The sequence below is a fragment of the Flavobacterium sp. ALD4 genome (assembly GCF_002836475.1).
Classification (GTDB): domain Bacteria; phylum Bacteroidota; class Bacteroidia; order Flavobacteriales; family Flavobacteriaceae; genus Flavobacterium.
The window spans coordinates 822642-844214 of sequence record NZ_PJBJ01000030.1; the positions used below are offsets into that span (position 1 = coordinate 822642).

General features: G+C 34.4%; 16 protein-coding genes, 1 tRNA gene and 1 pseudogene. 13 read left to right on the top strand and 5 right to left on the bottom strand.

The annotated features are described in order from the left end of the window. Window positions 1-128 precede the first annotated feature (128 nt). From CXF59_RS12315 to CXF59_RS12330, 4 genes are read left to right on the top strand one after another with little or no spacing between them, the layout of a single operon-like run. Window positions 129-3293 (top strand): DNA methyltransferase, encoded by a 3165-nt coding sequence (locus CXF59_RS12315; RefSeq protein WP_101138052.1) that lies wholly within the window; start codon window positions 129-131, stop codon window positions 3291-3293. Window positions 3294-3296: 3 nt separating this feature from the next. Beyond that, window positions 3297-3629 (top strand): hypothetical protein, encoded by a 333-nt coding sequence (locus CXF59_RS12320; protein WP_101138053.1) that lies wholly within the window; start codon window positions 3297-3299, stop codon window positions 3627-3629. Continuing rightward, the gene (locus tag CXF59_RS12325) at window positions 3619-4299 is read left to right on the top strand and encodes a hypothetical protein (protein ID WP_101138054.1); all 681 of its coding nucleotides are present in this window, start codon (window positions 3619-3621) and stop codon (window positions 4297-4299) included. The genes CXF59_RS12320 and CXF59_RS12325 overlap by 11 nt, the downstream gene beginning before the upstream one ends. Continuing rightward, complete coding sequence (locus CXF59_RS12330; RefSeq protein WP_369828569.1) at window positions 4299-5210, top strand: DUF5655 domain-containing protein; 912 nt, start codon at window positions 4299-4301, stop codon at window positions 5208-5210. The genes CXF59_RS12325 and CXF59_RS12330 overlap by 1 nt, the downstream gene beginning before the upstream one ends. A gap of 41 nt (window positions 5211-5251) precedes the next feature. Here the strand turns inward: CXF59_RS12330 and CXF59_RS12335 are convergent, their stop codons facing one another. Beyond that, window positions 5252-6544, bottom strand: coding sequence for an AAA family ATPase (locus CXF59_RS12335; RefSeq protein ID WP_101138055.1), 1293 nt, complete (start codon window positions 6542-6544; stop codon window positions 5252-5254). A gap of 760 nt (window positions 6545-7304) precedes the next feature. Here CXF59_RS12335 and CXF59_RS12340 point away from each other — a divergent pair. The 3 genes from CXF59_RS12340 to CXF59_RS12350 all read left to right on the top strand — a co-directional run bounded on the left by CXF59_RS12340 (window position 7305) and on the right by CXF59_RS12350 (window position 9032). Continuing rightward, window positions 7305-7736, top strand: coding sequence for a hypothetical protein (locus CXF59_RS12340; protein ID WP_157824579.1), 432 nt, complete (start codon window positions 7305-7307; stop codon window positions 7734-7736). 4 nt (window positions 7737-7740) lie between these two features. After that, window positions 7741-8673, top strand: a complete 933-nt coding sequence (locus CXF59_RS12345) for a carboxylesterase (protein ID WP_101138057.1) — start codon at window positions 7741-7743, stop codon at window positions 8671-8673. A 287-nt stretch (window positions 8674-8960) separates the two neighbouring features. After that, window positions 8961-9032 (top strand) — tRNA-Arg (locus CXF59_RS12350). Window positions 9033-9504: 472 nt separating this feature from the next. Here CXF59_RS12350 and CXF59_RS12360 read toward each other — a convergent pair. Then, a complete protein-coding gene (locus tag CXF59_RS12360; RefSeq protein WP_101138059.1) occupies window positions 9505-9903 on the bottom strand; it encodes a DUF2452 domain-containing protein in 399 nt (132 codons plus the stop codon). Window positions 9904-10543: 640 nt separating this feature from the next. Here CXF59_RS12360 and CXF59_RS12365 point away from each other — a divergent pair. The 3 genes from CXF59_RS12365 to CXF59_RS12385 all read left to right on the top strand — a co-directional run bounded on the left by CXF59_RS12365 (window position 10544) and on the right by CXF59_RS12385 (window position 14052). Beyond that, window positions 10544-11017: a hypothetical protein gene (locus CXF59_RS12365; RefSeq protein ID WP_157824580.1), complete on the top strand. Its 474-nt coding sequence runs from the start codon at window positions 10544-10546 to the stop codon at window positions 11015-11017. Window positions 11018-12346: 1329 nt separating this feature from the next. Next, window positions 12347-13462, top strand: a complete 1116-nt coding sequence (locus tag CXF59_RS12380) for a PQQ-dependent sugar dehydrogenase (protein ID WP_101138063.1) — start codon at window positions 12347-12349, stop codon at window positions 13460-13462. A gap of 134 nt (window positions 13463-13596) precedes the next feature. Next, window positions 13597-14052 carry a cytochrome c gene (locus CXF59_RS12385; protein ID WP_101138064.1) on the top strand — a complete coding sequence of 152 codons (456 nt, stop codon included), beginning with the start codon at window positions 13597-13599 and terminating at the stop codon, window positions 14050-14052. 262 nt (window positions 14053-14314) lie between these two features. Here CXF59_RS12385 and CXF59_RS12390 read toward each other — a convergent pair whose 3' ends face one another. Further along, window positions 14315-16405: a TonB-dependent receptor gene (locus CXF59_RS12390; protein WP_232758849.1), complete on the bottom strand. Its 2091-nt coding sequence runs from the start codon at window positions 16403-16405 to the stop codon at window positions 14315-14317. 312 nt (window positions 16406-16717) lie between these two features. Between CXF59_RS12390 and CXF59_RS12395 the strand changes: the two genes are divergently transcribed. The 3 genes and pseudogenes from CXF59_RS12395 to CXF59_RS12405 form a co-directional block, all read left to right on the top strand. Further along, complete coding sequence (locus tag CXF59_RS12395) at window positions 16718-17743, top strand: hypothetical protein (protein ID WP_101138066.1); 1026 nt, start codon at window positions 16718-16720, stop codon at window positions 17741-17743. A gap of 11 nt (window positions 17744-17754) precedes the next feature. After that, entirely contained in the window at window positions 17755-18609 is an 855-nt protein-coding gene (locus CXF59_RS12400; RefSeq protein ID WP_101138067.1) for a polysaccharide deacetylase family protein, read from the top strand. A 381-nt stretch (window positions 18610-18990) separates the two neighbouring features. Further along, window positions 18991-19377, top strand: a pseudogene (locus tag CXF59_RS12405) (transglutaminase family protein); the annotation flags it as partial. A 105-nt stretch (window positions 19378-19482) separates the two neighbouring features. Here the strand turns inward: CXF59_RS12405 and CXF59_RS12410 are convergent. Continuing rightward, entirely contained in the window at window positions 19483-20772 is a 1290-nt protein-coding gene (locus CXF59_RS12410; RefSeq protein ID WP_198554694.1) for a murein hydrolase activator EnvC, read from the bottom strand. Window positions 20773-20795: 23 nt separating this feature from the next. Beyond that, complete coding sequence (locus CXF59_RS12415; protein ID WP_101138069.1) at window positions 20796-21569, bottom strand: DUF4292 domain-containing protein; 774 nt, start codon at window positions 21567-21569, stop codon at window positions 20796-20798. Window positions 21570-21573 lie beyond the last annotated feature (4 nt).

Genomic DNA, 21573 nt, shown 5'->3' on the forward strand with positions numbered 1-21573 from the left:
TTAATATATAAATAGCTTTCAAAGTAATATTGAATAAAGTAAAAAGCGTGAGAAATATTGTGCAAAATAAAATATACTTCCAATAAAGATTACTATTTTTAACGGTACAAAATAAGTCTTTCAATAAAATGGCATTATATCAAAAATCAGTTCTTAATAAATATCTCAAACAATTAGAACAACCTAAAGTAAGTAAGGCTTACAAAAAATATGTCAAGTATTTTCTAAATCCAACAATTCAAAATAACATTCGTAATTCTAAAGAAGAGGAGTACCAAGGTATTTTTCTAACTGAATTGTTTGTAAACGTGTTGGATTATACTTTAAAGCCCAATGTTGACTTTAATTTAGTTGCAGAATATAAAAATCAAAGCAATTCACGTAAGGCTGACGGTGCAATACTAAACAACAATTTAGCTATAGGAGTAATTGAGTTAAAAGGAACAAAAACCAAAGATTTAGAAAGTATACGCCAACAAGCTTTTGATTATAAAGCCAATCATAAAGAATGTACTTATGTAATTACCTCCAATTATGAAAAGCTACGTTTTTACATTAACGATGCTACCGAGTTTGAAGAGTTTAATTTGTTTGAACTAACAGAAGACCGTTTTGAACTTTTGTATTTATGTTTGCAAAAGGATAATATTTTAAATAATATTCCTTTAAAAACAAAAGAAGCGTCTATTGTTGTAGAAGAGGAAATAACAAAGCAATTCTATAAAGACTACTCTATTTTTAAAAGGGAATTATTTAGAGATTTAGTCAAGCGTAATGCAAAACGATTAAAAAGCACTTTAAGTCTCACAGATATTGAGATTGACGAAGAATCTAAAGCAGAACAATTAAGTTTAGATAAAAACTTAAAGCTTACTTTATTTAAGAAATCACAAAAATTAATAGATCGTTTCTTATTTGTTTTCTTTGCAGAAGACAGAGGATTATTACCGCCTAACAGCACTATACAAATACTTAATAAATGGAAATCTGATGTAGATTTTGGAGATGAAAGACCGCTTTACGATATGTTTAAGCAGTATTTTAGGTTTTTAGATACTGGAAGACAAGGAACAACAAATAGAGCCGAAATTTACGCCTATAATGGTGGTTTATTCAAAGAAGATTCTCTTTTAGATAAGCTCGAAATTGACAACGAATTACTATTCAAACACACGCAAATACTGGCTTCTTATGATTTTGAAAGTCAGGTAGATGTTAATATTTTAGGACACATTTTTGAAAACTCACTTAATGAAATTGAAAGCGTAAATGCTGAAATTGAAGGAGGTGATTTTGACAAACAAAAAAGCAAACGTAAAAAAGACGGCGTTTTTTATACTCCGAAATACATTACCAAATATATTGTAGAAAACACCATTGGTAAACTGTGTGAAGAAAAGAAAGCGGAACTTGGATTTAAAGAAGAAGAGTACTTTAAAGGACGTAAAAACAGACAACAAGCCACTATTGTAAAATTAATAGAAATATTAGATACCTACAGGGATTGGCTATTGCAACTCACCATTTGTGACCCAGCTTGTGGTAGTGGTGCTTTCCTAAACCAAGCTTTAGATTTCTTAATAAAAGAACACAATTATATTGATGAACTAAAAGCCAAAATATTAGGTGGAGGATTAGTCTTTAGTGATATTGAAAATACCATTCTTGAAAACAACATTTATGGAGTTGACCTTAACGAAGAAAGTGTAGAAATTGCCAAACTCTCGTTATGGCTGCGTACCGCACAACCACGACGTAAATTAAACAACCTAAATAGTAACATAAAATGTGGGAATAGTTTAATTGAAAGTAAAGCAGTTGCAGGAAATAAGGCCTTTAAGTGGCAAGAACAATTTCCTATGGTTTTTGCAAAAGGTGGTTTTGATGTAATTATTGGGAATCCACCTTATGTGAATGCAAATGATATTAAAAAAAATTCAACTGCAGAGGAATATAATTATTTAAAGTCAAAATACAAGATTGCTAAAGGGACAGTTGATTTGTATTTGTTTTTCTTCGAAAAAGGGTTAAAAATATTAAAAGAGGATGGGCTATTAGCTTATATTACACCTAATAGATTTTTATCAGCTAGTTATGGGAAAGCTTTTAGAGAAATTCTTTTAGCTGAATATAAATTAATTTCATTAATTGACTATAGTGACAAAATTGTTTTTGCCGATGCAAGTACATATCCAGTAATTTCTTTTATTAAAAATGAAAAGTCTTCAAAAAAATATGATTTACTAACTGGAAAGTTTGATGAAAGTACTAAAAATTTGATTTCAAATTATTATCCATCCGATAAGTTAAGTATTTTAGATGACTCGATTTTGGGGTTCTTATTAAATGACAAAATAAATTTAACCCTTAAAGTTTTTGAACAATCTGAATCCTTAGAAAATTGCGGGAAAATTAGTGCTACATCAACTGCGAGTGAGGCTGATTTATATTCTAACCTTATCTCAGATAATATTGGATATAAGCTAATTAATACCGGAACAATAGATCCTTATTCTTCATTTTGGGGTTTGAATTATCTAACTGACAAAGGAGTAAAATATTTATTCCCTTATTTGCCAAAAGATTCAGATGTAATATCTAAAAACAGACATAGTTTATATAGTAACAAGAAAATAATTATTTCAAAAATCGGATTACAATGCGAGGCTTTTTATGATAAAAATGCAGAATTTGCTTCAATAAATACAAATTGTATTTATAATTTTTCAGATTTATTTATACCAGAATACTTAGTTTGTTGGTTAAATTCCAAACTTTATAATTACACTTTTGAGTGTCTTTTTGATGGTTTAAGAATGTCTGGAGGATACTTATTGTTTTCAGCTCCAAATTTGAAAAACACTAAAATAAAAAAAATCTCCCTCTCCAAACAGGAAAAATTTATATCTAAATCAGATTTAATGTTGTCTTTGAATAAGGAATTACAAGAAAAAAATTCAAAATTCACAAAATACCTGCAATCCCAATTTACAATAGAAAAACTAACTAGAAAGTTAGAAAATTGGTATTATTTATCGTTTGGAGATTTTATAAAAGAAATAAACAAAGGCATAAAAGAAACCAATAAAGAACGTATTAAAAATGAACTTCAACCCATTAAGGAATTAACCAAACTAGATGAAATGGACTGGATGGATGTTTTTGAAACTAAAAAAGCAGAAGCCCAAGCCTTAAAACAACAAATTGACTCCACTGATAGAGAAATCGATGCAATGGTGTATGAATTATATGGATTGAGTGATGAGGAAATTGCAATTGTGGAAAATAGTTAGGGTATGGCTAGAAAAAAAGAAACTATTAATCAAAAGATAGAAAACAATCCCTTCACAGCAATGACTGGCTTTTTTTGTGCAGGGTTTGGTTTATGTTTTCTTATAATGCAATTTTATTATAACGATAGAATTAGTGACATTAAAGAAAGGTACGTGGATAAACTTGAGCAAGAAAAGAAAATATTTCAAAATAATTTAGATAATAAAGCTTTAGAAATCCAACAACAGGAAAGAGATCGTTATTATTTAAAAATAGAAGAAAACTCTATTAATGGTAAGTTACTTGAAAAAATCCTTGATTATAATGAGATGAAAGGAGGGAAATATGAAAAATAATAAAATTAAAAATTTGATATTTATCGTTTTATTTTCATCAATGTTATTGTTTTTGTACCTCTTATATGCAGAAATGAAAGATGATAAGCTGTTAATTGAAAGCTTAAGGCAAGAAATGAAATTAAATGATAGTCTAAGTGATTATAAAATTAAAAAGTATGCAAAAATCATAGAAACTAATAATTACAAGTTTGATTCATTGAATAACAGTAAAAATTCAGTTAGAGGATTCACCATAGGTAATAAATCTATAAGTATTGATGAATTATTAAATATTGCAAATAATGCATTAGAAGCAAATAGTAGATTACAAAATGAAGTTGCGAATGATAGTTTAATCCTAAAAAAAATTGAAGAAAATTATGGTATTAAAACTTATAGGGATTCTAAGGGAAAAATCGTTATACAGTCAAGTTCACAATCAAAAAATGATCCATTAGAAAACAGTCAAAATGAAAAAATTATAAAATTGAGTAACGAATTAGATGAAAAAAAATTCATTTTAAATAATTTACAAAAAAGATACAATTTTAAGTATGATGTTAAGACTGAAAAAGATAAAATAAAATCAACGATATATGTAACTAAATTAGATTCAGCATTATGGTTATATCCATATTATAAACACAAAATAAAAGAAGATAAAAAAGGTAATATTATAATTAAATAATGGATATGGTTTTATACAACAATAATTCCTCTAAACTTAACCACGTAAAGGAAAAGCCATTTAAGTTAGAGCGGGAAATTCAATCTATTTTTGAAAACAATCTTCAAGAAGTGATGAGCTTGCAATTAGTAAAGTCAGAATTTGCTATAAAAAATAAGCGTATTGATTCACTAGCTTACGATAAACAAACTAATGCATTTATCATTATTGAGTACAAAAGAGACAAAAACTACAGTGTAGTAGACCAAGGTTTAACGTATCTTAATTTAATGCTTCAAAACAAAGCTGAATTCATACTTACTTACAACGAAACATTAAAAGACACTTTACACAGTAAAGATGTAGATTGGTCACAATCAAGAGTTGCATTTGTTTCTCCAAGCTTTACAGAAAATCAAATTTCTGCAAGTGATTTTAAAGATTTTGGTATAGAATTATGGGAAGTAAAGCAATTTGAGAATAATACTATAAGTATCAACAGTATTAAAAAGAGTAGTGGAGCACCAAGTATAAAACCACTTTTAGAAAACAGTGAGAAACTAAAGGAGGTAAAAGAAAACATAAAAGTATATACAGAGGAAGACCATTATAGTAAAGGCTCTGACACTTCTATTGAATTATACGAAAAATTTAAAGTTGCAATAATAAATCTTGCAGATGGTATAGAAATTATTCCTCAAAAGTTTTACATTGCTTTTAAGAAAGGCAGTAATATTTCTGATATTGAAATGCAAAAGAAAGGATTAAAGATATTTATAAATGCTAAAATAGGGACATTGGACGATCCGAAAGGTGTAGCAAAAGACGTTTCAAAGATTGGTCATCTTGGAAATGGTGAATATCAAATTCAAATCGAAAATGATAAGGATTTAGAGTATATAATGAGCTTAATAAAGCAGGTGATAAAGTAATTTCTGATATATAGATAATTTGTAATTAAAATCGAACCCTTTTACCCTTTCGAACTTGTGCTTTTCTTTACCAATTCAGCAATAGCGGACTTACCAATTTCAAGATCAGTTCCTTTAAGGGCATCCTCAATTTTTCTATAAGATAAGCCCTGACTTTTTAACTCTAATACCTTATCTTTTAATAGTGGGTTAGCTGATTTAGAAGTTTGAGTCTTTTCACTTCTTTCTCCAGTTGCGGTAAAAATAAGATCGTTATTCATTTTAATCTCATGGGATTTAGTTTTAAAAGATGCGTCCAAAAAGTTTGCTTTTAAAACCCATAAATCCTTGTGATTAGATTTAAATCGATTGGGCCTTAACTCTAGAACAACCCTCATTTTTGCTTCGAATGCCTGGCTTCCTATAATACTATCTTTACTAGGAGCCGACCTTAAAGTGTTTTTACCAATGTGATGGAGGAATAGTATCAAACAACCGTGTTTCTTTGCTAATTGATCGTATTCGTTTAGAAACTGTCTAACTTGTATGTTAGCGTTCAGCTCTTTCGTAAATACGTCTGTAAATGCGTCTATAACGATTAAATCAACTGGTTCCAACTCCAACTTCTCACTTATCTTCTCTAAAAGGAAATCTGTCTCAAACATAAACTCCAAATTGCTTAGAAGTTTTAGATCTAAATCGATTTTATCCTCTGATGGGTCAGTAGCATTATCAATAAACAAATAATCCACTTGCTTTTTAATTGCAAAACTTACTGCATTTGCGTCATCCTCGGTACTTACATACAATACTTTGTTTGTTGTAGCCTCAATTTTAAAACCTAAAAAAGTGTCAAGTTTTAAAACTATAGCTAAACTCAATTGTCTAAGGAATGTTGATTTACCAGAATCTGAAGTTCCAACTAAAGATGCCAACCCTACTTTTTGTAAAAAGGGATTTAATAATTTTGGTATTTCTACAGTGTTTTTATTATAAAGGTCAAAGGCATTTGAAAAAATAGAATCGGCATCCTTAGAAACATTGACATTTTTCTTTCCTGTTTTTGAAATATTATTCTTGCCTTTTAAAACAATAGGCGCAACTATTTCAATAGTAGAATCAATTATCTTAGGTTCTCTGCTATTGTTAAGTGTAGATGGTATTTCGTGAAGGTCTTCAACTTGAATATCGTTTGAGTCAGGTTTCAAAAGATTAGAATTATATTCCTCTATTTGACGCTCCATTTCAGAAGCTTTTTCTGGATTGGTTATTCTGAAAAACTCTATAGATTCTTTTAGCTGTTCAGGACTTAAATTTTTTACAAAACCTTCTAATTGGAATTCGTTAGTAAACATATAAACATACTAAAATTAGTGTCCTATTATACTACTATACTATATACGGACAGGACAAAAATATTATTTTATTCTAAATTACAACAATTAAAACAGATTAAATTGTAGATATAAAAGCTACACAAAAAATAATGAAAGATTAATAAATTATCAATTAAGTACATTCGTATATTTGTATAAATACATTTAAATTAATTATCAATAGGCATCAAATTGGCCATCATATTAGAAGTAAAACAACGTCAAGTCTTGATTTAACTGCTACTCTGTCCCGAGGGGCGAGCCCAAGAGAGGGAGCTTTTATTAAAAAGACTTTACAGTAATGTAAGGTCTTTTTTGTTTTTAAGCCATAGTGAAATTAGTATTTTGCCCCGAAAAACCAAATAAGACAAGAGCTCCAAATAGGCAAACCTCTTTTTCGCAAACGATTCCATGATTTGATTTCCTTCCATCAACCTTCGCATCACGACTTGCGCCATAATTGCATAGCCTGATCTGACCCTCTCCAACCGATATGACATAATTGGTTACGAACCAAAATTATATAATTGTTTGATATTCAATAAACGCTATATTTGAAAAAATATCAATTTAAATAGGATTGAAATTATTTAAAAATCAAGAAGACATGATATATAATAAAATTAAAAACGAGACGCTTATTTTAAAAATAATGCCGTCTCTTATTTTTATTTTTTTCGCTTCAATAACACAAGCACAAACGCTCAAGGTTGGACCGCGAATACAAAAAACACAAAACATGTATTGGGAAAACGGAATTTCGGCCCAATATTCATTTGAAAATTTTAAACCTAATCAATTTTTTGTCGGTTTTGATTTTGTGTCATCCAGACTGGGAACGGCATTTAATTCCAATGCTATCAAGCAGGATAATTACTTACTATCGGCTAGTTGGCATTTTAACAAAAACAAACCCTACCATTTCGTAACAAGACTAAATGCAGGTTACTTCTATTCCGATTTAGAAGAAGATATGTTCAAAGAAATTCCGAACACTGCGTTTCTTGTTTCACCAGAAATCGGTTTTTCATACGATTTTAAAAAATTGCCCATTTCACTAAATGTGGGTACAGGCTATTACATCATTACAGAAAAGGACGGCTATTCTCCAGGAACCTTACAGCCGCTTTACTTTCACCTTGATATTTATTACACATTTTTTAAACCGTAAAACAATGAATAAGTCTAACCTATTAATCGTATTCTTAATCGCAATAGTATCGTATTCATGCAGCGATCCAGCTATTACCGATGATTTATTAGATGGTAATGCCATTTTTGATCCGTCATTATATAATCCCGAACAATTCTTAGTGTCTGCAAAATACCCTAATCCCACGGCAGCTGATTTGGATAAACATATCATACTTGCTATTCATGGCTATTCGGCCACCACTTTTGAGTGGCAAGAATTTGCGGACTGGTCAGCTCCGTCTTCTTCCTCTAGAATTTCGCAGGTTTTACTGGATGGTCACGGAAGAGACTATCAGTCGTTTAAAGCTTCCAAATGGCAAGACTGGAGCTCAGCTATTACAAAAGAATATGAAAAATTAGAGGCGCTCGGATACACTAAAATTAGTATGGTAGGCTCTTCAACAGGAGGAACTTTAATTTTACAATTAATAAGTTCCGGTTATTTTAACTCACATCTGCATCCACAAAATTTATTTTTAGTAGATGCAATCGTGGTTCCTTCCGTTAAACTGCAGTCAGTTGTTGGTTTAATTGGCCCCATGTTGGTCTTTACGGAGGTAGACCAGACTTCTGAAGAGAATAAATATTGGTATCGATTTAGACCACAGGAAACAATTACTGAACTAAATGACGTAATGAAAGTAGTGCGCAAAAATTTAGAAGATGGCGTAAAACTTCCAACCGATACGTACCTAAAAGCATTTCATTCCTTGCACGATCCGGTAGCAAGTTCGACAAGTTCCGTGTTAATTTACAAAGGTTTAAAAACGAGTTCCGGAGGAAATATCGATGTACAATTGATGGATTCTGACATTCACGTTTTTACAAGATTGAATTTGCGTTCTGACACTACACCTTTACAAAAGGCCAATCGGCTGGATGCTTTTTCACAAATTGCAACTAAACTGAAATAGCATTAAAATGTCTCTAAGGAATAATGATCGAATGCACATTTAACTTTTTTGACCATTGTTTTATTTCAGTATTTAAATTCAACTGAAACAGGAAAATTTAGACATAATGATAGCGATTGGATTCTCTTTCTTAAGATCAAATGCCGTTCAAAACCTAAAGATATATCCTGAAATAACAATAAGTAACGTTACTCGAAAAATATAAGGCTTGTTAATCATAGCACTGATAGTTATCGGGAACAGCTTTTTAAAAAGATTTTACAGCAATCTAAGGTCTTTTTTGTTTTAGCCCTGTAGTTCAACGGATAGAATGGGAGTTTCCTAAACTTTTGATCCGAGTTCGATTCTCGGCGGGGCTACAAAACCACTAGAAATAACTACTCCTTCCTTTGGAGCGAAGTATTGATTTACTAATTCCCTTAGATATATTGTGGCCTGTAGTATAACTAGTTCTTCTCGTCAAAAAGAATACAATTCATGTGCTTAAACTACAAAAAAAACATAGCCGGCGACTATAGGTATTCTTCATTTATAATTTTGCCAAGTCATTGAGACATGAGAAAAATTACAACTATCGTTCTTTATTGTTTTATAACAATAAACAATAATTGCTACAATTGATTTGCAAACCGCACACAAGAACTACTCAAGCTCATTACTTATCAAGTCGTTCTAATTTTTTAACTAATGCCTTCCCTGCTATTTTCAATGTGCTTTGTAAAATGCAACATTTCGCGCTAGTCTGTACTCCTAGTTTTGGGCTTTTTTTATTTAGTTGGCTTTTAATAATCAGAACTAACAGCTTATTATTTGCTGTCATACCACATTTTTTTAATTGAGTAATATCCATTTTTTTTCACTGTTTAATTTAAAAGTACCAATGTGTTCTTTATTCCATTCTTGCGGCCCTATCAACGAAAGAAAGTTTAACCCTGCAGCATCTCTATATAAATGGTAAATTTCGCCAATAACTGGTTCAAATGAGAATTTCGAATTATAAACTAATTCATTCCATTCGTATTCTTCCATTAAATTTTGATACTGTATTTTTAGCTCGTTAAACTTACTTTCAAACTGCTTGTTTACATTGCTAATCCCCCTGCTTTTCCACGAGACAACATCATCCATTCTAATCACCGGTGCCCCTACATTAGTACCATATGGCAATACACTTGCATTAAATCCTTCGTCATCTGAATATACAACATTATCCGGTTTTTTACTTTCCATGCTATTTGCTTTTTAAATTTATTATTAAATGAAGACCAAAAATTATTTATTGAAAACAAATAATTAGTTGTTTAACATTTATTGCGCAAAGTTAAACAAAAATAATCAGTTCCCTTTTGGGAAATTAATTTATTTAAAGAAATAATGTATTGATCAAAATCAGTTTAAAACGGGAACAAAAAGTGAACTAATTTAATTCAAAAACAACCGACTGTTTTTATCAATAAGCAATCATAAGTCTAATTCTTAGCTGAAAAAATCGTCGCCATAATTAGAATTGAAAAATGACTGACAGATCACATCGCCCGGAAAACGTTTACCTCAACCGTACCTCCATGTGATTGTGCACCAATGGAAATCGTTTCATCGTTATTGGCTCATTCGAGTAGAGTTATCACACAAGAACGTTACTGAAAAGTAGTACAGGAGAAAATTAGTGCGGAGATGCAGAAATTGAAATAGCGCTAAAAGAGGGTATTACTATTGCCTTTGTTGATTAAATAATCAATATCTTGCTAAATAATAAATTAAGCTCGTTTACGGCGAAAAAACAACCAATTTTGGATAGACTGTAGCCCTATTACGGGCAGGATAACCAAAACACAGTGATTTTAACCACTATTCGATTAAATAAAAAAAAATGACAAGACTACTAATAATATTCATACTTTCTTTAACCCTTTTCAGCTGCAATAATAAATCAAAGGAGTCGCAATTGAAAGAAAAAGAACTTGCGACAGAGCAAGCCGATACAACTCAATCTAGTTTGGGTGCACAAGCAGCCGATGTAGACACACAAATACCTCCAATAGTTACAAAAAATACAAAAAAATCTAAAAATAGAAAATTACGATTTTTACACTATTCAAATGTAGACTTGCGTGCTTATTTTGATGATGGAACTATTATTACCTGTCCACGATGTGATTTGACGAAAGAAAATGTTGAAAACCTTCAAAGTAATATTTCAGAAGAATCACTACAAACATATGAGCTGAAAGACGATGGAAGTTTACTTATTGACGGTTGGAAACATGAATATCCATATGTAAATAAGAAAGAAAGTTATGAAGGATGGGCTATGATTAATTATAAATGGTTCGTCAAGTATTAAATACGCTGCTGTTAACATAAGTTTGAAATAGCCGCTGACGAATTGGTATTAAGTACTATCATCGGGTTGTATAGTAAGTCCGGAATTGACCCATTTAAAATATTCCCTCGCATTCAAACCCCATTGACAACTTGCACGAATAAAAAATCACTATTGGGTTTATAGTTGCCGTACACAAATCAAAAAGGCGGCTGTCCTCTAAATAGCCACATTACAATACCTCAAAAACAGAAACAATCCGAAGCAAGTCGAAAACCATCCTCACCGATGGTTTTTTTTGTTCCCTATTTTATTTTCTCTCTTTTTAATAAAAAAAATACGCTGTCACCCCCTGATAAAAGGCTGAAATTCCATTTTTTATCAATTATTTACAAAAAAAATGAGGCCTTTACGGGAAGCCGTAAGGAAAGCTCAAAACTGGCCTGTACATTTACATTAGGTAACATAAGGTATTGCTTTGCAGCGTCCATTATTCTTGTAGGTTTTTTGGATGTGTACGTAAAGTGAAAAAATGGCTATCGGAAACGATAGCCTTTTTTGTTAAGACCCCTTCGCTTAATTTAGTACAGTGAATGGGACGAAAAGTCTCCGTTTACGGGAAGATGCGTGGAGAGACCAACGAAGCCGGTTATGTTTGCTTAATATCTGAATTTCAGTTATAAAAAAATAAAACTTTGGAGCCAGCACCTTGGAAGAGCGTGTTGATTAAGGGAAGTTTCAATACCGTTATCCATTGGTAACGCTGTTCTTGACTGCAACAGCCGCTTCTGGAGCCCGGGGAAGTTTCCTACCAAAGTTTATCTCAAAGGCTTTTGCCCCCTTTATGGAGTCTGTTTTTCAAATTGGTTTTGGTTAAACAGTTGTCCTGAAGAAAGAGACCGTCGGTAACGATGGTCTTTTTTGTTTTTGATCCGAAGACGATTTATATCCAGGAGCTTTATCCTGCTCTACGCTCCACTCTTATTGATGCCCTTGTTTTTACTACTTCGTATTGGGTTATAGTTCGCCTTACAGAGAACTTTCTAATTTATAAAAACCATAAAAAATGAATGAAAAAATGAAGGCTGAATTGATTTCATCCTCCATTAACAACACCCCTAAGTCCTTCTCCACCTTTGTTGATGTCTTCTTCTGTTGAAACTGAAGCATCCAAAAAACCCCACTGCTTTCAATAATGCTTAAAGAAAACAACAATCAAATCCTTTTAGACATCATGCCTTTTTAAAAAGTAGCTTTTGCAAAGCTTTCTAAATTAGATTGTTTCGCTTCTCTTGTTTTACTATCTTCGAGTGTTAGGATTTATTCAAACCCGATTTAAAAAATAAAATCATGAACAAAATCAAACTATTTGTACTTTCCTTCATTATATATAGTTGTCAAGCCCAGCCCAATCCAAACGATGTCGCGCTTCAGGATGAAGTGAAAAACTATACTTTGGAAACCGTTGTTGATGGTATTCCTATTCCTTGGGGAATGGCCTGGTTGCCGGACCGCTCCATGTTAGTCACCGAGAAAAGCGGAATTTTATACCACATCAAAAACGGTGCAAAAACCGAAGTGAAGAATGTTCCCGCAGTCTACAATCGCGGTCAAGGCGGTTTGCTCGATATTGTGTTGCATCCTGATTATGCTGAAAATGGTTGGATTTACATCACTTATGCTTCCACGGAAGGCGAAGGAGAAGGCGGAAACACCAAACTCATTAGAGCCAAACTGGAAAATGAAAGTCTGACCCAAATAGAATCACTATACAAATGCGGACCAAATACAACCAAGGGACAGCACTTTGGTTCCAAAATCGTTTTTGACAACGATGGCTATTTGTATTTCTCGGCTGGAGAACGCGGGGCAGAGTTTGTCAATCCACAAGACATCACCCGAGACAACGGAAAAATTTACCGCCTCAATGCGGACGGCAGCGTTCCTGCAGACAACCCTTTTGTGGGAAAACCAGGTGCTAAAGAAGCTATTTATTCCTACGGGCATCGCAATCCACAAGGATTAGTCAAAAATCCAGTTACAGGCGCTATTTGGGATCACGAGCACGGTCCAAAAGGCGGGGACGAAATCAACATTATAAAAAAAGGCGCTAATTACGGTTGGCCGATCGTGACCTACGGTATCGATTATGATGGCACGACCATTAGCGACAAAACCCAAAAACCAGGAATTGAAGATCCCATCTATTATTGGGTTCCTTCTATCGCTCCCTGCGGAATGACCTTTGTAACCGGAGACAAATATCCGCAATGGAAAGGGCACTTGCTAGTGGGTTCTTTAAAGTTTCAATATCTTCAATTAGTAAAATTAGATGGGGATAAAATCATTGGTAGACAAAAAATTGCCACTGATATTGGTCGGGTACGTAACGTGGCACAAGGTCCGGACGGTTTTGTTTATCTGGGGGTAGAGGGAAAAGGAATTCTTAAAATTATACCTAATTAAATTGCCTCGAGAAAAAGTCCAAATGGTATTAGTGAAATAATAGCTACAGCTTAACAGATAGTAAGAATCATTTTTAAATCTGTGGCAAAAACATCGAAGCAGCACTTTACGCAATTAAACCTAAAGAGATTAAAATGATAATCCCAAAACTACACCTCGGCATCGCATTGTTTGCATCCGCTTATTTATTTTATTCCAATCCAAGCACTAGTTCAAAAACGAACTACCTTCCTGTTTCTGAAATCCAACAACAAACCCCTTTGCAAAAAAGCATCTCTAACGGAAAAGGAGTCTATGCTGATTTTTGTATGCAATGCCATCTTCCAAACGGAAAAGGAGATGGAGTTAATTTTCCCACTTTGGATGGGTCCAACTGGCTCAAAGAAAAAAGAACCCAAAGTATTCACGCGCTAAAATTTGGATTGAGCGGCCCTATTGTGGTCAACGGTAAGAAATTTAACAACGTCATGTCAGCGATGGGACTTAGTAATCAGGAAGTGACCGATGTGATGAATTACATCATGAATTCCTGGAGCAACAAACAAAAAAAGAGTGTTAGCCTTGAAGAAGTAGCACTGGTAAAAAAGTAAGTAGGTTGAAATTATCAAAAACGTCAGTTCAGTTTATCTCGAATTTATTTCGGGAAGTGTTTTTTTTGTAATGACTGTCTCCAATGTGGCCTAAAACGGAAAATAGCCAACAGATGACACGGATTTGACTGGTGAAAACGGATTTTATTAACTTCTTCAATTACGATCTGCGATAATCCGCTAAAATCCGTTTCATCCACGTTCTATAATATATCTTAAAAAGATAACGGATGCAGCTCATCTTGGAACTAAACTCAAGCTTTTACTTAAAAAGGTAGCTCAAGCTAATCCCTCCATAATAATTCCTAGGATTTCCGGGGTAGTACGCTCGCGGTTGTGCGTTTCCAAAACCTATTGCATTGGGTAAAATACTGGCGGCATACTTTGTGTTTCCAGCATTGTTGATTCCCGCACTTAATTCCGTTTTCAGGCTTTTCAATAGGGTAAAAGCGTAGCTTGCTTTAATATCTAAAAGACTATAGGCTTGGCTGTATTTGAAATTTCGGTCATTCATTGGGATTTTGCCCACTTTGCTAAAAGAAGTATTTAGATTAAAACCGCTTTGGGTACTTACATCCAGTCCTACGTTCCATTGCGCATCAGGGACGCCGGTAAGTTCGTTTCCCGAATAATCATTAGCCCCATCAACAAAATCCTTAAATTTAAACCTATTTACTGTTCCCGAAAAATAAGAACTAAGTTCCCATTGAGCCGTTTTTATAAGCTGATAATTTAATACATATTCGATACCAACATGCGAACTTTCGCCGGCATTGATTCCAATGTATTGATCTTCGGCAGTGCGTCTTGCTACTAGTAAATTACTAATTTGAGCACTAAAGAAAGTCAACTCAGTATACAATTTATTATTCAGGCCATGCATCTTCAATCCCAGTTCATAGTTCCACCCTATTTCGGGTTTTAGATTGGTGTTAATCTCGCCTCCGGGAGTCAACGTTTCCGCAACTGTTGGTGTTGAAAACCCTTTACTAATGGCCGCATATATCGTTTTGGTTTTAGTGAAGCTATAGGAAAGTCCTGCTCTCGGGGACCATACTTCCCCAAAGGTATAGGCCAATTCTGGAACTGTTTCCACTGCCGCAAAAAGATCGCACAAGGAATAGCGTGTGGTATTAAAGGCCAGACCTGTTTCTAAATGAAGTTTTTGGGACAATGAAAAATCAGCTTGTAAAAAATAATTTTGGTAGCTGCTATTCTGTTGCTTGTTGCTGAATTGGGCTCCGGCAATACTCCCTTGATTGGGTTGCGAAGCATATAAATTTTTGAAAAGAGAAAAAGTATATGCATCAAAAGCCATCTCCGTCCCCAAACTAGTCTCAAATGGCACAGACCAGAGTGTGTCTTTGTAATTCAAAGTAGAGCGAAAACCAATACTGTTTGTTTGATCATCTAAGATATCGAAAGGTCTTGGCTCGTAGGCATTTTTAAAATTGGAAAAAACACTAGATTTAAAACTCCATTTTTCAGACAATTGCTGGTGGTACCCAACGCCCATGATTAATTTGTCGTAGGATTCATATCCTTGTGCCTGAGCCCAATTGCTCGCCGCTTTTTCGGGATGATTATTAAAATCGCCCTCGTTAATAGAACTGGGAATGTAGGCTTTGAGGTGGGTATAAATGCCTATAAATGACAATTCTGCTTTGGCGTTTACCTTTTGTTGGCCTTGTAGCGTAAGTGATTTTCGGTCATAAGAGGAATTTTGGCGAAAGCCATCACTTTGTAAATGACTGTAATTAACGGAACCCATGGTGGCGGCTTTACCATAATTTCCAGAAAAGTTTTGTTTCAAGAGTCCAAAACTTCCATAGGTAGTGGTTGCTTTGGTCAAGAATTCATCAGCTGGAACCTCGCGGGCAAACAAATTTATAACACCTCCCAAACCGGAACCAAAGCTGGTGCTATTGGGTCCTTTGATGATTTCGATGCTCCCGATAGTCTCCATATCAATGTCTTCAATCGTCGATTCGCCTTCGGCATTCGTTAACGGGATTCCTTCAAAATATGTTTTTATTTTCTGGGTTCCATACTGGGAACGGGAGCCAATACCGCGAATGCTGATTCTACTAGTGTTTAAAGCACCTTGTTGCATATACACACCGGGAATTTTATTGAGCACTGAAGTCAGAATGACACCGTCACTTTTATCAAGATCCTTTCTGCTGATAACCACTATAGAGGCTGCACTGTTTTGAAGTGTCGCTGTTGTGGGAGAAGCCAGTATGGTTATTGCAGGAAGTGCCGTGGTGTCTTTATTGACCTGACTGAAAACTACCCCGTGATGCACAAACAGAAATAGGATAACGTAAAAAAAATGGAACTGTTTATACACCAACTTTGTTTTAAATAAAGATTAAAAAGGGGTATAAAGCTACGCTATTCTGTTTTGCTATCAAAAATCCGTAGCCAATAAAATTAGTTGTGATTCTATTTTAAAACCAATACCGCTCCTCGAAAAATTATAGCTTGTTTCCTGTATTTCTAATGTGCTTTATCGACCTGCTCTTTTTGCAAAAAACTCATACTACAACTATCTGCGGCACTATCCGTGAATTATATAAAAAATATAGCTTCGGAATACTTTTTTAATACGTACCCCGTTCTTTTAAAACAATACCTTTGCACTAAACACAAGATTTATTTTATGAAAAATTACGCACTTGCACTTCTTATACCTTCGCTTTTCTTTTTTGTTTCCAGCTGTAATAATACCAAAGCTGCCGATGAAAAAAAAGAGTTGAAAAAAATAACTGTTGTCGCCGTTGATTCTGTAAAGAAAAAAGCAATCAATACAATCGACACCGTTGACTACAACAAAAGAATGCTGGCTTTAAGCAATAACGACACCACGGGAAGATGGCCAGTAAAAACGCCTTATCCATTGCCGGGCGCCTTATTGCCTTACAATAGAATCATCGCGTTTTACGGAAATTTATATTCCACAAGAATGGGGATTTTGGGAGAAATTCCAAGAGCCGAAATGATCAAAAAATTACAGGGTGAGGTGGCTAAATGGCAGGCTGCAGACTCTACCACAAAAGCAATCCCAGCGTTACACTATATTGCCGTAACAGCACAAGGATCACCCGGAAGAGACAATATGCACCGCATGCGCATGCCATTCAAACAAATCGACACGGTTCTTAAATGGGCAAAACCTATTGATGCTTTGGTATTTTTAGATATCCAAGTGGGGCACAGTACCGTTAAAGCAGAAGTAACCGAACTGGTAAAATACCTTTCCTTACCTAATGTTCATTTAGGAATTGATCCTGAATTTTCACTAAAAAACGGACACGTTCCAGGTACTAAAATTGGTAGTTTTACCGCTGATGATATCAATGATGCCATTGATATCCTAGCTAAGGTTGTTCGTGAAAATAAGCTTCCGCCAAAAGTGCTTGTCGTACACCGTTTTACCCAAGGAATGATAACGGACTATAAAAAAATAAAAAAACTGCCTGAAGTACAAGTAGTGATGGATATGGATGGCTTTGGGAGCAGAGTCTTGAAAAGATCGACCTACCTGACCTATATCTATAGAGAACCCGTGATGTTTACAGGGTTTAAATTATTTTACAAAAATGACAATTGGAATAATTCAAAAATCTACACTCCTGAAGAGTTGTTGCAATTCACACCAAAACCAAGCTACATTCAATTTCAATAATTTACCGGATAATGAAAAATTATTTCGCCTGCCTGATATTAGGACTTGTTCTTTTGGCAGGCTGCCAATCAAAAGAAGCACAAACTACTAAAGAAGCTCCGCAAAAAATAGCTATGGTAAATGAGGTTGCAAACAAAACAGCCCCGCAAAAAGTGACCAATGATGCGGCCACCATTCTTTCAAAAAAGGAAGTCCCTATTCTGTGTTATCATAACATTAAGAATTTTGAGACCAATGACGGTCCTATGACTAAAGTCTATTCAGTAAAACCGGCGGACTTTGCAGCACAAATGAAGGCATTGTCAGCAGCAGGCTATCATACTATTTTGCCAGCGCAACTATACGACTATTTACTGCACGACGGCCCGCTGCCTTCAAAACCAATCATGATCACCTTTGACGATACCCGCGGAGAACAATACACAATAGGTGCCGCCGAAATGGAAAAATATGGCTTTAAAGGCGTGTTCTTTGTAATGACTGTGTCCATTAACCGTCCCAACTATTTGACAAAAGAACAAATTACAGCACTATCAGATACCGGTCATGTAATTGCAGCGCATACCTGGGATCATCACAGGGTAACGAAATACACTGGTGAAGACTGGAATACCCAATTGGTAAAACCAAAGGCAAAACTGGAAGAAATCATAGGGGAACCAGTGACTTATTTTGCATATCCTTTTGGTTTATGGAATAAGGAAGCGATTCCTGAAGTAAAAAAGAGCGGATACCACATGGCCTTTATCCTTTCGACCAAAAGAGATTCAATCGATCCCCTTTACACCATCAGACGTATGATCGTTTCTGGTACTTGGACAACGGAAGGAATGATGAACTCTACGGAATCCACTTTTAGCAAATAATACCATTTATAATTATTATAAAGTCATTTAGTATAATGCCGATATAATATGAAAATAGTGCGATTTTTATTGGACTATATTGAATCTATAATTGATATAAGTTGAGATGACGCATACGCTGTCGTTCTTTGGCCTATCAATAAAATAATCTGAATTTTAAAGCAGTCCCCTTGCCATTAGAAAATAAAAAAGCCGCAATGATTGTCATCCTGACAACTGTTGCGACTTTTTTACTTAGAACAACATGGTGGCTATACGGTAACTCGTTACTATGCTGTCGCTATAGTCTTCTGCTTTAAAAATTATATCGACAAATTTTGTTCCATCAATTGCTCTCGATATAATTTGGATATCGAATTCCCGTAATTATATTTCTCCCATGTTTTGTTACAACTCCTAAGAACTGCAGGCATTCCTTCAAGATATGTAAGCGGTTATATTTGCCCCAATGAAAGTGGTCTACGGGGTGAAGGTGCAACCCATGCTTGGGTAGAAATTTATACGCCAAAACAAGGTTGGCTAGGCATAGACCCCACTAATAACATTTGGACGATGGACAACCATGTAAAGCTATCGGTTGGATTAAATTTCACCGATTGTACACCCATAAAAGGAACTTTTAAGGGGTTATCAAAACAAACGCTTTCGGTTTTCGTTTCCATTGGGTATGAAGACGGGAGACATTTTGAGGAAATAAATGATGTTCAATTACAAGAGGTGTCGTCTGAATTTCAGAAAGAATTAGATCATGCTGAACAACAACAATAACAACAATAACAACAATAACAACAATAATGGAACAACTTATAACAAAAAAAGCGAATCATACGATTCGCTTTTTTTAGTTTATTGCGCCATACAATAGCGCTATAATTATTTATTGGACAACCAGGACTGTGGATTGGTGTAAGTAGTGTTTTGTAACAGTAAAAATTTAATTACCGTTTTACCCGTATCTCCATTCGTTCTCACTCTGCCTAGACTTTGCTTGATGCTTATCTTATCCCCTTTGTTCACAGACACTGAACTTAAGTTTTGATAGATGGTAAAATAATCCCCGTGTTGTACCATTACAGCTTTATTTACCGGTGACAGCACCATAATACTGGCTACTTCTCCGCCAAAAACCGCTCTTGCCGTAGCGCCTTCATTAGTGGTGATTTCGACACCGCTATTATGAATTACCAGCGTATTGTAAATAGGATGTGCCTGATCTCCGTACCCTAATGATATAAACCCTTTCTCGACAGGCCAAGGAAGACTTCCCCTGTTTGCTTTAAAACTATCCGCAATCAACTTATCTTCTGGCGTCAACGCTATTCTAGAAGAGGATACAGGTTCCTTAGCCACTGCAGCAGCAACTTCTTTAGGACTTGCATTAGATTTTAATGCCAAAGCTCTCGCTTTAGCTTTCTCCAATGCCGCTTTTCTGTTCGCTTCAGCAATCGCTTCGCGAATCAAACGGTCAATTTGTTTGTCGATTGTTTTGGACTCCCGTTGTTTTTTTCGAATGTCAGATACAATTCTGTTTTTATCTTTCTTGATAGAGTTCACTAACTTCTCCTGTTCTTGCTTTTCTTTTACAAGCGTCTCTTTTTCTTTCTTATTTTCAACTAAAAGCTTTTGTTTAGCAACTTTTTGAAGGTTTAATTTATCATTAAATTCAACCAGTTGGGTTGACTTGGTATTTATTTCTTCTCCTTGGTTTTTTCTAAAACTGGTATATTGCTTCAAATACTGCGCTCTTTTATAGGCTTGTAAAAAATTCTCAGCAGACAGTATGAACATCGCCCGGCTTTGTTCTGAACGGCTTTTGTAGGACTTTACAATCATCTGAGCATAATCTTCTTTAAGAACTAAAAGTTCCTTGTTCAGTTTATTAATTTTCATTTGATTAATATACATATCGTTAGCCAAAAGCTTAGTTTGCTTTTCGGTAGTATTAATCAAGGTTTCTTTTAGTCTGATCTTGTTTTTTTGAATTAAAAATATATTCATTGCCGATTTTTCCTTTGACTTAACATTTGTCAACATTTTCTCGTTTTCTCTAATCTCCCTTTGGATTTCGGCTTTTCGTTGTTCTAACTTTTCTTGTTGTGAAGACTGACTCCACATCATAGAAGTCATGCACATAAACAGTAGGCTAAGGAGAAATTTTGGCATCTTAAAAATATATTTTTGCGAATTTACTTAATTATAATTCTATTGTAACCATTTGGAACACTATAAGGAAAAGAAAGTGCTTCATTAAATGTTATGTTATTGTAATCTAAATCAATCACTGATTTCCCTTTAGGCTGAAACGTATTAATCACCACGCTACCTGGCAACATTGTTTCTTTGTATTCCTTGATGTCTGAATAGGCTACCTGAATCATTCTGCCTTCGGCTGTTTGTGTAATTTCTTGTTTTTGAATACTAAAATTTCCGGCGTTGATATAGAATGTTTTTTTTGTATTGTTATTTGCCAAATCATCCAATCGATACAATTGCTCTCCTAACGATTCTTTGTATTTTCCTTTAGACAAATCATCCAAGGCTTCGCCTAACAACATGTTTTGAATTTTGTTAAAATCCAAATCAGTTCCCAACCATTGGCTTAAAGCGCTAAAGTCACCATCGAAATACGTACCTCTTATTTTTTCATAATAACTCACCGATGTTGGTGTTATGCTTGCTTTAGCCATCGTAATCCCAAGAAAACGGATACTAACCAGAATCTGTTCGTCTTTCTTAATTTTGATTTCGGCGGTAACATTCTGTGACGATCGGTCATCTGAATATTTAGCATCAGCCTTTATATATAATGTGGAAAAATCGCTTTTATTGTTATAGTGATTCGCTATTATTTTACTTGACTTTAAATACGTAACCGGAACGGTGGCTCCTGTCACAATCGCTTTCGACTTACACGAAAATAGTAGGACAGCAACTGCCAGTACTGCTAAAAATTTATTCATTTTA

Excerpts from the sequence above, each read along its gene's own strand:
- CXF59_RS12315 (WP_101138052.1), top strand. The coding sequence starts at position 129 with ATGGCATTATATCAAAAATCAGTTCTTAATAAATATCTCAAACAATTA.
- CXF59_RS12320 (WP_101138053.1), top strand. The coding sequence starts at position 3,297 with ATGGCTAGAAAAAAAGAAACTATTAATCAAAAGATAGAAAACAATCCC.
- CXF59_RS12325 (WP_101138054.1), top strand. The coding sequence starts at position 3,619 with ATGAAAAATAATAAAATTAAAAATTTGATATTTATCGTTTTATTTTCA.
- CXF59_RS12330 (WP_369828569.1), top strand. The coding sequence starts at position 4,299 with ATGGATATGGTTTTATACAACAATAATTCCTCTAAACTTAACCACGTA.
- CXF59_RS12335 (WP_101138055.1), bottom strand. The coding sequence starts at position 6,544 with ATGTTTACTAACGAATTCCAATTAGAAGGTTTTGTAAAAAATTTAAGT.
- CXF59_RS12340 (WP_157824579.1), top strand. The coding sequence starts at position 7,305 with ATGTATTGGGAAAACGGAATTTCGGCCCAATATTCATTTGAAAATTTT.
- CXF59_RS12345 (WP_101138057.1), top strand. The coding sequence starts at position 7,741 with ATGAATAAGTCTAACCTATTAATCGTATTCTTAATCGCAATAGTATCG.
- CXF59_RS12360 (WP_101138059.1), bottom strand. The coding sequence starts at position 9,903 with ATGGAAAGTAAAAAACCGGATAATGTTGTATATTCAGATGACGAAGGA.
- CXF59_RS12365 (WP_157824580.1), top strand. The coding sequence starts at position 10,544 with ATGACAAGACTACTAATAATATTCATACTTTCTTTAACCCTTTTCAGC.
- CXF59_RS12380 (WP_101138063.1), top strand. The coding sequence starts at position 12,347 with ATGAACAAAATCAAACTATTTGTACTTTCCTTCATTATATATAGTTGT.
- CXF59_RS12385 (WP_101138064.1), top strand. The coding sequence starts at position 13,597 with ATGATAATCCCAAAACTACACCTCGGCATCGCATTGTTTGCATCCGCT.
- CXF59_RS12395 (WP_101138066.1), top strand. The coding sequence starts at position 16,718 with ATGAAAAATTACGCACTTGCACTTCTTATACCTTCGCTTTTCTTTTTT.
- CXF59_RS12400 (WP_101138067.1), top strand. The coding sequence starts at position 17,755 with ATGAAAAATTATTTCGCCTGCCTGATATTAGGACTTGTTCTTTTGGCA.
- CXF59_RS12410 (WP_198554694.1), bottom strand. The coding sequence starts at position 20,772 with ATGCCAAAATTTCTCCTTAGCCTACTGTTTATGTGCATGACTTCTATG.
- CXF59_RS12415 (WP_101138069.1), bottom strand. The coding sequence starts at position 21,569 with ATGAATAAATTTTTAGCAGTACTGGCAGTTGCTGTCCTACTATTTTCG.